Below are 14,878 nucleotides of genomic sequence, written 5' to 3' on the forward strand. Positions count from 1 at the left end.
GTGGGGACCGCGCCGCGCCCATGGGGACCGCGCCGCGCGCCCGTGGGGACCGCCGCGCCCATGGGGACCGCGCCGCGCGCCCGTGGGGACCGCCGCGCCCATGGGGACTGCGCCGCGCTCGTGGGGACCGCGCCGCGCGCCCGTGGGGACCGCCGCGCCCGTGGGGACCGCCGCCCCATGGGGACCGCGCCGCGCGCCCGTGGGGACCGCCGCGCCCGTGGGGACCGCCGCGCCCATGGGGACCGCGCCGCGCGCCCGTGGATTCGGTGGGTGGAAGGTTGCATAGTGTGCAGTCGAAGACGCCCCCGACCCTTAAGGTCCTTGCCGTTGATCGCTTTCTGTTGGGGCATCTCGCCGGCGGAACGGTCCTGGCATCCGGTTGGTGCGTCTCCCAACCTCAAGAGGCTTGGTCGCTTGTCAGGCAGTGAATCGGAATGTGAATCCTTAACTCCTGACCGCTGCTGACCCACAGGAGGCTCCTATGCTTATCAATCGTCCACGACGATTACGCCGCACTCCCGCACTGCGGCGCATGGTGTGCGAAACCGTGTTGAGCGCCGACGATCTGATCGCGCCACTCTTCGTTGTCGCCGGCAGCGGCGTTGTGCGTCCGATCCGCTCGATGCCGGGGCATGCCCAGATATCGGTCGATCAACTTGACCCTGAAATCAGCGAAATCGCCGAACTCCAGATACCGGCTGTCCTCCTGTTTGGCATTCCAGCGCACAAAGACCCGACCGGCAGCAGTGGTTGGGACCCGGAGGGTCCGGTGCCACAGGCGATTCGCGCCATCAAGCGGCTTGCTCCTCAATTGACCGTTATCGCAGATGTGTGCGTCTGTGAGTACACCAGCCATGGACATTGCGGTATTCTGGCGGAGACGCCTGGCAGTGGCGATGTGCTCAACGATCCGACGCTCGAAATTCTGGCGCGTTGTGCCGTGGCGTATGCCGATGCCGGCGCCGACATCGTTGCTCCCAGCGCCATGATGGATGGTCAGGTCGCTGCGATTCGCGCCGCTCTCGACGCCGCAGGTTATACGCAGGTCGCTATCCTGTCGTATGCCGCCAAGTTTGCGTCCGCCTTCTACGGACCATTCCGTGAAGCCGCCGAGTCTACGCCAGCGTTCGGCGACCGGCGCGCCTATCAGATGGACCCGGCGAACGGACGTGAGGCGTTGCGTGAGGTGGAACTCGATATTGCCGAAGGCGCCGATATGATCATGGTCAAACCGGCAGGCGCGTATCTCGACATTATCAGCACGGTGCGGCAGCGCTATCATGTGCCGCTGGCAGCGTATCAGGTGAGCGGCGAGTATGCCATGATCAAAGCGGCGGCGCAACTCGGTTGGCTCGACGAGCGCCGCGCCGCCCTCGAAAGTCTGATCGCCATTCGCCGCGCCGGAGCGGATATGATCATCACCTACTTCGCCAAGGATGCCGCGCGCTGGATTGCTGCGGAGTGAGGCAAGCGGCGTGCGGGTAGGGATGTTGCACCACAATGTCTCCAGGCATCGCACGCTGTCTGTGCGAAGGTTGCAAGTGAGAAGGTTGAAGGCGACTGGGAAACCCTAACCCTTAACCCCTGACGTTGGTTTGAGCCATTGGATTATGATGACCTGGTTGTACCTATGAAAACCTACCGTTCTGAGTCACTGTTCGCAGAAGCGCGTTCGCTCTTCCCCGGCGGCGTCAACAGTCCGGTGCGCGCCTTTCGCGCCGTCGGCGGCGCGCCGCGCTTTATTGCGCGCGGCGAGGGGGCATTTCTCGTTGATGTCGATGGCAATCGCTACATCGATTACGTTCTGTCGTGGGGACCACTGATCCTGGGGCATGCGCACCCCAATGTTGTTGCCGCCATCGCCGAACAGGCGGCGCATGGCACGTCGTTCGGCGCCCCGACCGAACTCGAAAGCGAACTGGCACGTCTGATCACACAGGCGATGCCCTCGGTTGAAATGGTGCGCTTCGTCTCGTCGGGCACCGAAGCAGCAATGAGCGCCCTGCGCCTCGCGCGCGCCGCAACCCGCCGCGACAAGGTCATCAAGTTTGCCGGCTGTTACCATGGGCACTTCGACGGATTTCTGGTGCAGGCTGGCTCCGGTGTAGCAACGCTTGGCTTGCCGGACAGTCCGGGGGTGACGGCGGCAACGGCTGCAAGTACGTTGACGGCGCCGTATAACGATCTTGATGCGGTAGAGTCGCTGTTGAAGGCGAATCCCGGCGAAGTGGCGGCGATTGCCGTCGAACCGGTTGCCGGAAACATGGGACTGGTGCTGCCACAACCCGGTTTTCTCGAAGGTTTGCGCCGCTTAGCCGACGAACATGGCGCACTGCTGATCTTCGACGAGGTTATGACCGGCTTTCGAGTAGGGTATGGCGGCGCACAAGGAAAGTATGGCATCACCCCTGATCTTACCTGTCTCGGCAAGGTGATTGGCGGTGGTTTACCGGCTGCCGCCTATGGCGGACGGCGCGATCTGATGGAACTGATCGCGCCCGCCGGTCCGGTGTATCAGGCAGGCACCCTTTCCGGCAATCCGCTGGCAATGGCGGCTGGCGCGGCGACCCTGCGGGCTATCAGGGCGCCTGGCGTCTTTGAGCAATTGGAACGGGCAGCGGCGATGCTCTGTTCTGGTTTTGAGCACGCTGCCGCCGAAGCGGACATCGCGCTGCGTACTGCTTATGCCGGCAGCATGTGGGGTTTCTTCTTCACCGATGAACCGGTGGTCGATTATGTCTCGGCGAAGAAATCAGATACGCAACGCTACGCGCAGTTCTTCCACGCGATGCTGGAACGCGGCATCTACCTGGCGCCAGCCCAATTCGAGGCATCTTTCGTATCGCTCGCGCATAGCGATGCGCTCATTCAAGAGACGATTGCCGCCGCCGCCGACGCGCTACGATCGATCCAGAACGCTGCTCGGAAAGGCTGACGCCAGGGCGCGAAGATGCACAGGTCGCAAGCCCGGTCAACCGGTTTTTATCTTGAAACCTGCATCCCTTTGTAGTACGATACAGGGCAAGCATACATCGTGTGTCTGTATTTCGCTCCCCTGTCTCACCGCATAGACGCATGCAGAGGTGTGCTCCATGTTCGGAGAAAGGAAGTGCAGGTTATGACGCCGGTCTATCGGTTCGTGTCGGTTGTGGTGATGGTCGTGGTCATCTGGTTCGCCTCTGCATCGTTTGGTCCGGCGCGCGCGAGTGCGCCATTGAACGAAGACCTGGGATTGACAGCATCAGCCTATGTGCTGACAACACAGGTCACGGATGTGGAGCGTGAACCGGCGCTGGCGCCGGTTGCGCAGGCGGGATGGAGCGCCTGGGAAGCGGTTCCCGGCGCAGTGCTGGCGACATCAGCGCCTTCCGTGACAACCTGGGGTCGGGATCGCCTGGAAGTTTTCGTCCGTAGCGATGGTGGGGCGCTCTTATGGCAGACGTTCGCCAGCGGGCGCTGGTCGGGCTGGCGCAACCTCGGCGGCGGGCTGGCATCGGCGCCATCGTGCGCCGCATGGGGGCAGGATCGCATGAGTTGCTTTGCGCTGCGCCAGGGGAGCAGCGCCGTCTGGCACACCTGGTGGAATGGCGAGCGCTGGAGCGAATGGCAGAACCTGGGAGGCGTTGCCACCTCTGCGCCTGCCGCCGTCTCGTGGGGTGCGCAGCGAGTCGGTGTTTTCGTGCGCGGCAGCGATAACAAGATGTATCAGGCGTATTACGACGGTCAGCGCTGGATCAGTTGGATCAACCACGAAGGAACGCTCACCTCGGCGCCTGCCTGCACGTCGCCGGGTGATAATCAGGTGCAGTGTTTTGTGCGCGGCAGCAACAACAAACTCTACCGCCGCGTCTGGAATAGCGTTCAGTGGACTATCTGGGAGGACCTGGGAGTCGGCGGAACGTCGGCGCCGTCTGCCGCATCCTGGGGACCCAACCGGGTCAGTCTGTTCGTGCGGGGCGACAATGGCAATCTGTTGCACCGTTACTGGGATGGATCGCGCTGGATCGGCTGGGAAGACCTCGGCGGCAATATTGCTTCCTCACCGGCCTGCGTCTCATGGGGCGCCAATAGCCTCGACTGCTTTGCCCAGACGGTTGATCCGGTCTTCAATACCGATCAGGGGCTGATCCGTCGGTTCTGGCGAGGATGACCGGCGTCGCGCTCAACATCACAAGGAAAGGTTGGGCGGCGCTGCACGCTTCTGCGCAATCAATCCTGTCACAGATCTCGAGGGGCGGACCTACGCATCCGCCCCGTCTCGTTTTGCTCTCCTGAGCGACGCAGTGGTCTTCACCAGAATCGTGTATAATACCAATGACGCTTGACGATGCCGCGTGCTGGTCATGCCGAGCGCAGCGACTGGTCATTCCGAGCCCTTCGCTTCGCTCAGGGTAAACGCAGCGCGGAATCTGAGTGGGTCGCGCATGCCCCCTCGCGCTGCTCGAGGTGACCATGCCGGATGTGCACAGGGAATTGGTATAAGAAGAACCCATCCGCGCCAGTCCGTCGCATCCGCGTGCATCCGTGTCCTGTTGATGGAGCACACGGATCGCCACGGGTCGAGACGGATGCCCACGAATAATACCAATGACGCTTGACGATGCCGCATGCTGGTCATGCCGAGCCCTTCGCTTCGCTCAGGGTAAACGCAGCGCGGAATCTGAGCGGGTCGCGCACGCCCCCTCGCGCTGCGCGGGGTGACCATGCCGGATGGTCACCGGGAATTGTTATGAATCCGCGTGCGATGATGCAGGTAGTGCCGGTGGAGTCACAGGTTGCGCATGTCAGCATTATGAAAATAAGGAGGATTCCTCGATGGAACAACCCGGCGCGGTCGAACTTCCCGCCTCAAGCACGCCAAACGCCGCCCGCATTTACAGTTACACGCTGGGTGGTTCATACTACCTTCAGGTTGACAAAGCGGCTGCCGAGTACATGTTTTCTCTCGTGCCCTCCACGCCGAAGTGGGTGCGCATGCTGCGCGCGTTCCTCCAGCACGCAGCCCGTCGGTTGTGGGCGGAAGGATTGACCCATTTCGTCGATTTTGCTTCTGGACTTCCAACCGACGATCATATTCATCACGTGTTGCCGGACGCTCGCATTGTTTACTCGGACCTGGACCCCGACACATATCAACTGGCGCAGCGGTTGGTCGGGCATCTGCCCAACGTGCTCTATCTCAAGTGCGATGTGCGTGAGGCGCGTTCGCTGCTTGAGTCGCCGGAGGTGCAGACTTTTCTGGGTGGTGAGCGGCGAGTTGCGTTCGGTCTGAATGGAATTACAGTGTTCCTCTCCCCAGAAGAGATTACACGGCTCTTCCACGATCTCTACGAGTGGGCGGCGCCGGGTTCCCGCCTCTATATCACTTATGAAACCAAACTGCCAGGGCTGATGACACCACGGATGGAACAGTTCATCGAGATGTTTCGTCAGGCGGGATCACCCTTCTGGCTGTATTCGCTCGAGGAATGCATTGAACTCAGTCGTCCGTGGCATATCCCGCCGACGGGATTAATGCCGTTGCACCAATTCCTCGGACTTCCCGACGACTACGTCACTGAAACTGACCAGGAAGGCGTCGGGTTGCAGTTCTACGCTGCGATTCTCGCAAAACCGCTGGAGCATCCGAAACGACAGTTTGAACGAGCGTGACCCGTTTCGATGGACGCGCGACCCTTGACCTTCGCGCCTGAAGGCGAGCACTCGTAACTTGTTCTCTGAGCCGGCACGCGCTAGAATCAACATATGTCGCAATGCGGTAGAATGACAGACGCTCCAGTTGTCCACATTGGGAAGGTTATTCGTCATGCTGTTGCATTCAATGTACAGCACTGGCAGGGAACAACGTTCAAAGTGGATCATTTGCTCGATGCAGTAGCCGAATTATTTAAGGTACTGCGGGAGCGCCGGGTCAATTACGCTCTGGTTGGCGGCATTGCGCTCTTGACGTATGTTCAGGGTCGAAATACTGAGGATATTGACCTGATCCTGAGTGTTCGTTCATTGAAGAAACTTCCTGAGCTTGTCGTTACTCACAAGGATGTCTATTTTGCTCGAGGAAATTATAAAGGTCTCCAGGTTGATTTTCTCTTAACGACGAATCGGTTGTTTTCCCACGTCAAGAAACATCACGTAGTCACGCAGGATTTCTTTGAGCAATCTGTTCCTTCTGCTACAGTCCGTGGACTGATACTGCTCAGGCTCTATGCATTACCCCCAATCTACCGCCAGGGAGATTTTGTTCGTGTTGGGTTATACGAGAACGACATCGCCACGTTGATGTTTTATTACACGCCCAATATGCAGGAGATACTCGACGAACTGACCCCCTTTGTGAGTTCGCAGGAGAGGACTGCAATCCAGGAAGTGATTGCCGATCTTGAGCGGCGAATTGCCCGTCTTCGACGGGGAAACGTGTAATCTTCGATGATGCGGAGCGTTTGTGGCACGCCAAACGGCGTAAACGGAGAGAAACGTCTTACAGATTCGCCTCGAAGATCACTTCTTCGCTCGGCTGCGCAATCGTATCTATCTCGTCCAGCGTAATCATCACCTGATCATAAGCGTCCATCGGTTCTGGGGCATCCACGACGAACTCAGCGACCCCATCCGGTCCGACTGTCACCGTGCCAATGGCAATCGCCTGACTCCCCTTCGCCAGCCACAACCGATACACCTTGCCGGGTTCGGCGGACTTCAGCCCGTAGATGAGCAACGCGAGCCGGTTATGTCCCGGCTGCATAAACATCCGCGCACTTGCCTCTTCCGGCGCGCGATCGGTGGTTCCCAGCAATTGAGAGACGGTCTGTGGCGCAGCAATGAACGCCACAAGTTGCTCGTCCTTTCCAATTGACGCCTGGATTTTCTGCAACTCTTGCTGACTGGCGGCGAGTTGCACGCGCGTTTCGTTGAGTGCACGCTGACTGGCAACCAGTTGCGCCTGGACGGTCTGCGCGGTCTGACGCGCCTCGGCAATCTGCGCCTCCATCGAACGCAGCATCTGACGGTTGGCTGCGAGGTCCGCTGCCAGTTGATCGGCGCGTCCGCGCGCCTCGAACGTTACAGCGCCCAATCCGATGATCAGCGCCAGCACCAATGCCAGCGCCGGCGCGAACCAGCGCCATGGCAGAGGCGCGCGCGCGGTTCGTCGCTGCGGTTGCTGAACAGGTTGAGTGACAGAGTTTTCGCTGGCTGCGGCAATGCGCGCAAACAACTGACGTTTGACGTGTGGCGGCGGATCGATGGCGCCTGCCGCATAGGGCAGTAGCCCCATCGTGTCGCGGAACGACTCCGCTTCGGCGCGACAGCGCGGGCATGCCGCGATGTGGGTTGCCACACGTGCGGCTTCGTCTGGATCAAGCGCGCCCAGCACGAAAGCAGGAATAAGGTCTATCATTTCGTCGCAGTTCGGCAATGTCATGAGCGCGCTCGTATCTTCATTCGTGCAGGTCTTCCACCCCGATGTTTTGATTGTGCAACAAGTCGCGCATCTTCTGCAATGCAAGCCTGGTGCGTGTTTTAACCGTTCCGATCGGGCTATTCAACCGCTGGGCAATCTCACTCTGTGAAAGCCCGCCAAAATAAGCCAGTTCCAGCACCTCGCGCTGCTCTGGCGGGATCTGCGCCAGTGCCCAAAGAATCATTCGTCGGCGCTCTCGCGCGATAGCCTCACCCACAACATCGTTTTGCTCGTCTGGCTGCTCGAACATTGCCTGCTCTTCGCGCTCACTCTGCACCGTGATCGGGCGTGAGCGCTGCCGACGGAGTTCGTCGATGCACAGATTGTGGGCGATGCCAAAAATCCATCCGGCGACCTGCCCGCGACCGACGGCAAATGACGCGCTGCGTCGCCAGACGCGCCAGAACGTTTCCTGGACGATATCCTCCGCCATCTCGGTATTTCTGAGCATGCGAAGAGCCGTGGCGTACACGACACGCGCATATCGATCATACAGATGCTCAAGTGCGCTGCTATCGCGACGCGCCACACGGGTAATCAACACCTCATCGTCCAGTGCAGACGAATCAGCGGCTGGCATCCTGACCTGACTCATCGCACTGCCCTGAAGGGTTGTATAGCATCCTGAGTAACCATACGGATAATCTTCACAATCGGATGGCCGCCCTATTATAGCAAAAGCGCAACCCTGCCGTATCGCACCGGCAGGGTTGCGTCCACTTCATCAGGATGGGTGTGCGATGGCGATACGAGCACGGTCCATCCAAACGTCAACCTCGCTCGCGGGTCAATCCGTTGAGAAACTCCGTAATAATCGGCGCTTGCTGATCGATATCAACGAGAAATGCGTCGTGACCTGCGATCGAGGCGATCTCGACATGCTCGACCGGCTTGTGCATGCGGCGCAGCGCATCGGCGATAGCGAGCGACTCCGCTGTTGGATAGAGCCAGTCGCTGCTGTACGACAGCAGGAGGAAGCGCGCCTGGGTGCGGGCAAATGCTCTGTCCAGCGATCCGTAGCGCGCCGGCAAGTCCCAGTAATCCATGGCTTTGGTAATGTAGAGGTATGAATTAGCGTCGAAGCGGGCATTGAAACTTGCGCCCTGATGTTCGAGATAACTTTCGATAGCGAATTCCTGTTCCATTGTGAAGGAAGGAGCGCCGCGCTGGAACGCGCGCCCGAACTTGCGCTCCAGGGAGAGTTCGCTTAGATAGGTAATGTGCCCAATCATGCGCGCTGTCGCCAGACCATCGACTGGCGGCTCATAACCGTAGTAGTCGCCGCCGCGCCAGCGCGGATCGGCCATGATCGCGCGGCGCCCGATCGCGTTCCATGCCACGGTCTGCGCCGATGAACGCGCTGTTGTCGCCAGCAGAATGGCGCTACGCACCCGTTCCGGGTATGCGGTTGCCCACTCGAGCGCCTGAAATCCACCCATTGAGCCGCCGGCGACAGCAAGCAATCGATCGATCCCCAGATGATCGATCAGGCGCGTCTGTGCACGTACCATGTCGCTAATGGTGATGACCGGGAAGCGCAAGCCATACGGCTTGCCTGTCGCCGGGTCAATGCTGGAGGGTCCGGTGCTTCCCTTGCACCCGCCGATGACATTCGAGCAGATGATGAAGTAACGGTCGGTATCGAAGGGACGACCGGGACCGACCATAGCATCCCACCATCCCGGTTTGGGGTCGGTCAGGCTATGACGACCGGCAACGTGCGCATCACCGGAGAGCGCGTGCAGGATCAGAATGGCATTATCACGCGCCGGGCTGAGTTCGCCATACGTCTCGTATGCCAGCGTCACCGGCGCCAGTAATGCGCCGCTGTCGAGCATCAGCGGCTCGAGCCAGGTGGCATAGCGTGTCTGAACAAGACCGACGCCAAGTGGCGCGCGTTCTGTAGCATATGCGATCATGGGTTGCCTTCCTGGTTCAGTACACACGTTCCCATATTCAACTTTCTATCGTTATGGGCGCCCCGACGCGGCATGCGACAGTTAACGATAGGCATTCACGAGGGGCGCTCCCACCTCGCACACGCCACGGGCAATATTCCATGTGCAACGTGAAACCTTTCCCCTTGGCGCCTGCACCCTTCGACTTCCTACACCTTCGCCAGCGCCTGATCCAGGTCGGCGATGATGTCGTCAATCGTTTCGATGCCCACCGACAGGCGCACAAAATCGTCGGTGACGCCGGTAAGCCGCTGCTCTTCGGGTGTCAACTGGCTGTGAGTCGTGCTGGCGGGATGGATGGCAAGGCTCTTGGCATCGCCGATATTCGCCAGGTGCGAGAAGAGGCGCAGACTATTGATAAACGTCGCGCCGGCCGCGCGCCCGCCACGAATCCCAAAGCCGAGGATGCCGCTCTGACCTTTCGGCATATATTTCTGCGCCAGGGCATAACTGGGGTGGTCCGGCAGACCAGGGTACAGCACCCACTCCACCTTGCTGTGCTCTTTGAGAAACTGCGCCACTGCCAGCGCATTCTGGCTATGGCGCTCCATGCGCAGCCCCAGTGTTTCAATACCCTGAAGGAGCAGGAAAGAATTGAACGGGCTGAGGCATGCGCCGATGTCGCGCAGCAACTGCACCCGCACTTTCAGAATATACGCCAGGTTGCCGAACGCCTGTGTGTAGACCAGCCCGTGGTAAGACGGATCCGGCGTGGTGAACTCCGGGTAGCGCCCGTTCGTCCAGTCGAATCTGCCGCTATCGACCAGCAGACCGGCAATGCTCGTGCCATGCCCGCCCAGGTACTTCGTGCCGGAATGAATGACAATGTCGGCGCCCCACTCGAACGGACGGCACAAATAGGGGGTTGCCGTCGTCGAGTCGACCATCACCGCCACGCCACGCTCGTGCGCAATAGTGGCAATCGTTTGGAGATCGACAATATCCAGGCGTGGATTGCCGACCAGTTCGAGAAAGACCAGTTTGGTGCGATCATCGATGGCTTTGCGGAAGCCCTCGTGATCGCGCGCATCGACGAAGCGCGTCGTAATGCCGAGTTTGGGCAATGTATGGCGGAAGAGATTGTAAGTGCCGCCATACAGGTCGCTCGACGATACGATGTTATCGCCGGCGCTTGCCACATTCAGGATACCCAGCGTCTCCGCCGCCTGCCCCGATGAGAGCGCCAGCGCGCCGACGCCGCCTTCGAGCGCCGCAATGCGCTGCTCAAGCACGTCGGTCGTCGGGTTCATGATGCGGGTGTAGATGTTCCCAAATTCCTGCAATCCGAACAACCGCGCCGCGTGATCGGTATCCTTGAACTGATACGAGGTCGTCTGATAGATCGGCACCGCGCGTGCGCCGGTGGCAGGGTCGGGTTGCTGTCCTGCGTGGAGCGCCAGCGTCTCGAAGCCGGTGAAACGGATGTCGTCGCTCATGGGTGTTTTGTCTCCTTCATCGTATGGTGTGTGGCAGCCATTTCAAGGCAGCAACAAATCCAGTGCAGCACACCTGCACTCGTGTGCAGGCGTGCTGCCGTTCCAGCAATCTCTCGTGCAGCGTGAGGGCAACAAATTTGCCCTCATCTGTACGATGAGGGCTTCTGTGTGAGCTTTGGGGGATACCGTTCTGTGGGCATCAACTCCCGCAGCGCACGCCTCTCATCTTCCAGATACACTCTGCTGGAATTGGCACCTTCCAGGCGGGATAAGAAGTGACAGGGTAGTCGCCAGTAGAGAAGCATCACAACAGATGCTGGTGTTGGCGCCTGCACTGCTCATCCTCAACTGGTGGTTGCCGAGGCTTCATCGGGCCGGTCCCTCCGCCTCTCTGGATAAGAGTTGCGCTTATTGAATTGTTGTTGAGATAGTATACGACATGGGCGCGATTGTCAAGTAGTATCGACTGGAAAAGCCTGGCGCAAATCCTCGATGTGTGCTATACTGCGTATTGACTTGATACGGTTTGGTTCTTGCGAGCTGCTTCTGCACCTCCTGGTTCCCCACAGGCGCGGTGTCTCCAGGCTCCTGATCCCCAAACCCCAAGGATTTCGGTATCGGTATCATAACTTTAAGGAGCTGGCGAACAATGAGTTTCGCAGACAAGACACTCACCTGTCGGGATTGTGGCGTGGATTTTGTGTTCACCTCCGGTGAGCAGGAGTTTTACGCGCAGAAGGGATTTACGAACGAGCCAACGCGCTGCCCGTCGTGTCGGCAGCAGCGCAAAGGGTCGGGCGGCGGGCGTGGCTACGGCGAGCGCAATGGATACGGCAGGAACGACGGTTATAGCAGCGGGCGCGGCGGTTATAGCGGCGAACGTCAGATGCATACCACCACCTGCGCCGCGTGTGGTCGTGAAGCGCAGGTGCCGTTCGTGCCACGCGGCGATAAGCCGGTCTACTGTTCGGACTGTTTCCAGGATCAGCGCCGCAGCAGCGGGCGCGGTCGCTGGTAGATAAGCAGGGGCGTGCGATATCCAATTCATCGCACGCCTCTCCTCTTTGCAGAGATGGAACGCTCTGCCTCCCCCTATTGAGCATATGGCTTCAGCGTCCTGATCCTGTGTGCAGGTGAAGCTCTGCCAGCGCGGGATCGCACAGTGGAGGGCGCGTGAGCGCCCGTCGTGCCATCCGCCCGATGGCTTCGCGCCGGGCTCGGCTGACGCGTGGCTCCACAGGGGGTCGTGAATTGCCCCCACACACGGAAGTGGGTGCGTGAGTGCTCGTCGTGCCATCCGCCCGATGGCTTCGCGCCAGGTGGGGGCAGCGGGTTATACCAATGACGCTTGACGATGCCGCATGCTGGTCATTCCGAGCCCTTCGCTTCGCTCAGGGTAAACGCAGCGCGGAATCTGCGCGGGTCGCGCCCGACCCCTCGCACTGCGCGGGGTGACCATGCCGGATGGTCACAGGTCATTGGTATGACAGTCCGAGCCGGGTCTGCCTGGACTCCAATCCCCCGCGCGACTTGCGCAACATGCGCGGTATGGCATACAATGCGTCATGCCGCCTTACCACCGGCGTATCTCCGCGATCACAGCCGATCAGACAGAGCGACATAAGCCATGCAGCCAACCTGCGGTCCGGTCGATGGCGACCTTCTCTCGGCAATCTGGCAACGGTTCGTTGATACAGGCGTGCTCGATCCTGCACTCGATCCGATCATCGCCATGTCCTGGCAACGATGCATCCTGCGTTGCAACCCGTATACTGTCGCCGATCTTCCCGGCATCTCCGAAGCGGAGCTGGCAGATCGTCGCGCCAAACTGGCGGATCTCATCGCGCTGGCGCGCCCTATCATGGAAGACATCTATCAGTTTGTCGAAGGTTCCGGCATGATCATCGTCCTGCTCGATGCGTCAGCCTGCGTTCTGGACGTGCTTGGCGACGCCAATGTCCAGCGCCAGGCGGCGTCGCTGGGATTACGCCCCGGCGCGTACTGGAATGAAGGATGCGCCGGAACAAATGCCTTTGGGCTGGCGCTGTATGAACGATGTCCTGTCCACGTGATCGGCGCAGAACACTTCTTTCAACGCTTCCATGGGTTGAGCGTCTCAGCGGCGCCTATTTACCATTGGGAAGGACGCCCCATCGGCGTTTTGGGGATGGCGTGTCTAACCTCCGCCGGCAATGGTGCGACGCTAGCGACGGTTCACGCCGCAGCGCGGGCAATCGAACATCAACTCCACGCGGAAAAACTCTTCAATGAGTTGAACACCCAGCGCACCCTGTTGAGCGCCATTGTAGAGGCGATATCGGATGGGTTTATCGTCTGTGATCAGGCGGGTCTGGTCGTGCATATAAACCTGTGCGCAGCGCAGATTCTGGGGGTCAAGCGCGAGGCGGCTGTCGGTCGTGCATTGGGCGCCTCGGTGGAGTTGCCGCCGGTGGTTGCGGAGGCGATGCGTCAATGTGTAATGCTGACCGACGCTGAGGTTAGTTTTCAGGTTCAGAAGGTGCAGATCAGGTGCCTGATCAGTCTTATCCCGATCCAATGGCAACTCGACCGGGTGAACAATGTCGAAGGGTTCATTCTGACCTTGCGACGCCTGGAACAGGTGCATCGGATGGTGCAGCGCATGGTTGGAGCGCGCTCGAATTTTACCTTCGCCAGCATTATCGGCTCATCGCATGCGATCAATCAGGCGCGCCGGCAGGCGCAGGCGGCTGCCCGCAGCAGCGTGCCGGTGCTGATCGTTGGGGAAAGTGGCACCGGCAAAGGAGTGCTGGCGCGCGTGATCCATAATGAAAGTGCGCGGGCGGAAGGTCCCTTCGTAACGGTCAATTGCCGGGTTTTGCCGCGCGACCTGATTGTGGGCGAGTTTCTGGGATATGAAATCGGCGCATTTCACAGCAATAGGCTGCAAGGGCAACCGGGCAAGTTTGAACTGGCGCACGGCGGCACGCTCCACCTGGAAGAGATCGAAGCGCTGCCGCTCGATATGCAGACGGCGCTGCTGCGCGTCGTTGAGACCGGCGAGGTGGTGCGTCTGGGAGGTCATCGCGTGATCTGCGTCAATGTGCGCTTGATTGTGACCACTTCTCTCAATTTGGAACGATTGGTGCTGCGTGGAGATTTTCGCGCCGATCTCTACTATGCTGTCAGCCGCATGACGATCCGGCTGGCGCCGTTGCGTGAACGCACAGCGGATCTCCCGCTCCTCGTTCGTGATATTCTGGAACGGATGCACCGCCAAACCGGCAGAGCCGTCAGTATCTCGTATGATGCCCAGCAATTGATGCGCTGCTATTCCTGGCCCGGCAATGTGCGCGAATTGGAAAACGTGCTCGAACGCGCGGCGAGCCTGGCGGATAACGGCATGATCGATGTCTGGCATCTCCCGGACGCGATCCGCGGTCGTCCGTCAGAAACCGAGCCAGGGTATGATCAACACGTGCCGGCGCTGCACGAGGCGGAATATGAAGCCATTGTGCGCGCCGCTCGCGCCTGTCAGGGAAATGCCACCCGCATGGCGCAGATGCTGGGCATTGGTCGGACCACCCTGTGGCGGAAACTGAAAGCCGCCAATGTCTCCCTCGATGATTTTAAGCCGTCTCTCCTTGCGAAACGTTCCTCTCGTCGCTCATAAGCACGGTGTTTCGTTCTGAAACAAGAACGGTTGTCAGAAGTTCCACTATGGAACACATTGCTCATATCGTCTTGACCGTATCCGCCGATTACCGCTATAGTGCAGATGCACGTCATCTCCGCAACACAAGATGCGCCCTGTCGACGTCGATGCATGGCAGTTGGAGGGGGAACCCGTCACCAGGAAACCAGTCCAGCGGGTGGTGTTCTCGTGAGGGTGATCTGTCAAAGAGCGGTGTCGGTGTGCGCAACGCTGAGTGGCGACTTGGTGCGTGGAAGCGCCGATTCCGGATAAGGCGCTCTGGTTGTGAAGGTAGCCACTGCGGTATTTCTGACCGACGCCTGGAGTTCCCCTGCGCCTGCCTGTCTCGTTC

At 59.8% G+C, this 14,878-nt stretch carries 11 protein-coding genes and 1 riboswitch; of the genes, 7 read left to right on the plus strand and 4 right to left on the minus strand.

Going from position 1 to position 14,878, the window contains the following annotated elements:
• The first annotated feature begins 481 nt into the window (after nt 1–481).
• From hemB to RCAS_RS10455, 5 genes are all read left to right on the plus strand, one after another.
• Nucleotides 482–1,465, plus strand: coding sequence for a porphobilinogen synthase (gene hemB / locus RCAS_RS10435; RefSeq protein ID WP_012120544.1), 984 nt, complete (start codon nt 482–484; stop codon nt 1,463–1,465).
• A 165-nt stretch (nt 1,466–1,630) separates the two neighbouring features.
• Nucleotides 1,631–2,935 (plus strand): glutamate-1-semialdehyde 2,1-aminomutase, encoded by a 1,305-nt coding sequence (gene hemL / locus RCAS_RS10440; protein WP_012120545.1) that lies wholly within the window; start codon nt 1,631–1,633, stop codon nt 2,933–2,935.
• A gap of 183 nt (nt 2,936–3,118) precedes the next feature.
• Nucleotides 3,119–4,150, plus strand: coding sequence for a hypothetical protein (locus RCAS_RS10445; protein ID WP_232280223.1), 1,032 nt, complete (start codon nt 3,119–3,121; stop codon nt 4,148–4,150).
• A gap of 665 nt (nt 4,151–4,815) precedes the next feature.
• Complete coding sequence (locus RCAS_RS10450; protein WP_012120547.1) at nt 4,816–5,652, plus strand: SAM-dependent methyltransferase; 837 nt, start codon at nt 4,816–4,818, stop codon at nt 5,650–5,652.
• Nucleotides 5,653–5,763: 111 nt separating this feature from the next.
• The gene (locus tag RCAS_RS10455) at nt 5,764–6,420 is read left to right on the plus strand and encodes a hypothetical protein (RefSeq protein ID WP_041330594.1); all 657 of its coding nucleotides are present in this window, start codon (nt 5,764–5,766) and stop codon (nt 6,418–6,420) included.
• Between the two features lie 58 nt (nt 6,421–6,478).
• On the opposite strand, the gene RCAS_RS10460 is transcribed toward RCAS_RS10455, so the two are convergent.
• From RCAS_RS10460 to RCAS_RS10475, 4 genes are all read right to left on the minus strand, one after another.
• Complete coding sequence (locus tag RCAS_RS10460) at nt 6,479–7,420, minus strand: anti-sigma factor domain-containing protein (RefSeq protein WP_012120549.1); 942 nt, start codon at nt 7,418–7,420, stop codon at nt 6,479–6,481.
• 16 nt (nt 7,421–7,436) lie between these two features.
• Nucleotides 7,437–8,039: an RNA polymerase sigma factor gene (locus tag RCAS_RS10465; RefSeq protein WP_232280224.1), complete on the minus strand. Its 603-nt coding sequence runs from the start codon at nt 8,037–8,039 to the stop codon at nt 7,437–7,439.
• 190 nt (nt 8,040–8,229) lie between these two features.
• Nucleotides 8,230–9,378, minus strand: a complete 1,149-nt coding sequence (gene metX / locus RCAS_RS10470; protein ID WP_012120551.1) for a homoserine O-acetyltransferase MetX — start codon at nt 9,376–9,378, stop codon at nt 8,230–8,232.
• Between the two features lie 188 nt (nt 9,379–9,566).
• Nucleotides 9,567–10,853, minus strand: coding sequence for an O-acetylhomoserine aminocarboxypropyltransferase/cysteine synthase family protein (locus RCAS_RS10475; RefSeq protein ID WP_012120552.1), 1,287 nt, complete (start codon nt 10,851–10,853; stop codon nt 9,567–9,569).
• 219 nt (nt 10,854–11,072) lie between these two features.
• Nucleotides 11,073–11,255: riboswitch (SAM riboswitch) on the minus strand.
• Nucleotides 11,256–11,502: 247 nt separating this feature from the next.
• Here RCAS_RS10475 and RCAS_RS10480 point away from each other — a divergent pair.
• Nucleotides 11,503–11,871: a zinc-ribbon domain containing protein gene (locus RCAS_RS10480; RefSeq protein ID WP_012120553.1), complete on the plus strand. Its 369-nt coding sequence runs from the start codon at nt 11,503–11,505 to the stop codon at nt 11,869–11,871.
• 609 nt (nt 11,872–12,480) lie between these two features.
• Entirely contained in the window at nt 12,481–14,505 is a 2,025-nt protein-coding gene (dhaR, locus tag RCAS_RS10485; protein WP_012120554.1) for a dihydroxyacetone kinase operon transcriptional regulator DhaR, read from the plus strand.
• Nucleotides 14,506–14,878 lie beyond the last annotated feature (373 nt).

It is taken from the genome of Roseiflexus castenholzii DSM 13941 (genome assembly GCF_000017805.1).
Lineage (GTDB): Bacteria > Chloroflexota > Chloroflexia > Chloroflexales > Roseiflexaceae > Roseiflexus > Roseiflexus castenholzii.

Excerpts from the sequence above, each read along its gene's own strand:
- hemB (WP_012120544.1), top strand. The coding sequence starts at position 482 with ATGCTTATCAATCGTCCACGACGATTACGCCGCACTCCCGCACTGCGG.
- hemL (WP_012120545.1), top strand. The coding sequence starts at position 1,631 with ATGAAAACCTACCGTTCTGAGTCACTGTTCGCAGAAGCGCGTTCGCTC.
- RCAS_RS10445 (WP_232280223.1), top strand. The coding sequence starts at position 3,119 with ATGACGCCGGTCTATCGGTTCGTGTCGGTTGTGGTGATGGTCGTGGTC.
- RCAS_RS10450 (WP_012120547.1), top strand. The coding sequence starts at position 4,816 with ATGGAACAACCCGGCGCGGTCGAACTTCCCGCCTCAAGCACGCCAAAC.
- RCAS_RS10455 (WP_041330594.1), top strand. The coding sequence starts at position 5,764 with ATGACAGACGCTCCAGTTGTCCACATTGGGAAGGTTATTCGTCATGCT.
- RCAS_RS10460 (WP_012120549.1), bottom strand. The coding sequence starts at position 7,420 with ATGACATTGCCGAACTGCGACGAAATGATAGACCTTATTCCTGCTTTC.
- RCAS_RS10465 (WP_232280224.1), bottom strand. The coding sequence starts at position 8,039 with ATGCCAGCCGCTGATTCGTCTGCACTGGACGATGAGGTGTTGATTACC.
- metX (WP_012120551.1), bottom strand. The coding sequence starts at position 9,378 with ATGATCGCATATGCTACAGAACGCGCGCCACTTGGCGTCGGTCTTGTT.
- RCAS_RS10475 (WP_012120552.1), bottom strand. The coding sequence starts at position 10,853 with ATGAGCGACGACATCCGTTTCACCGGCTTCGAGACGCTGGCGCTCCAC.
- RCAS_RS10480 (WP_012120553.1), top strand. The coding sequence starts at position 11,503 with ATGAGTTTCGCAGACAAGACACTCACCTGTCGGGATTGTGGCGTGGAT.
- dhaR (WP_012120554.1), top strand. The coding sequence starts at position 12,481 with ATGCAGCCAACCTGCGGTCCGGTCGATGGCGACCTTCTCTCGGCAATC.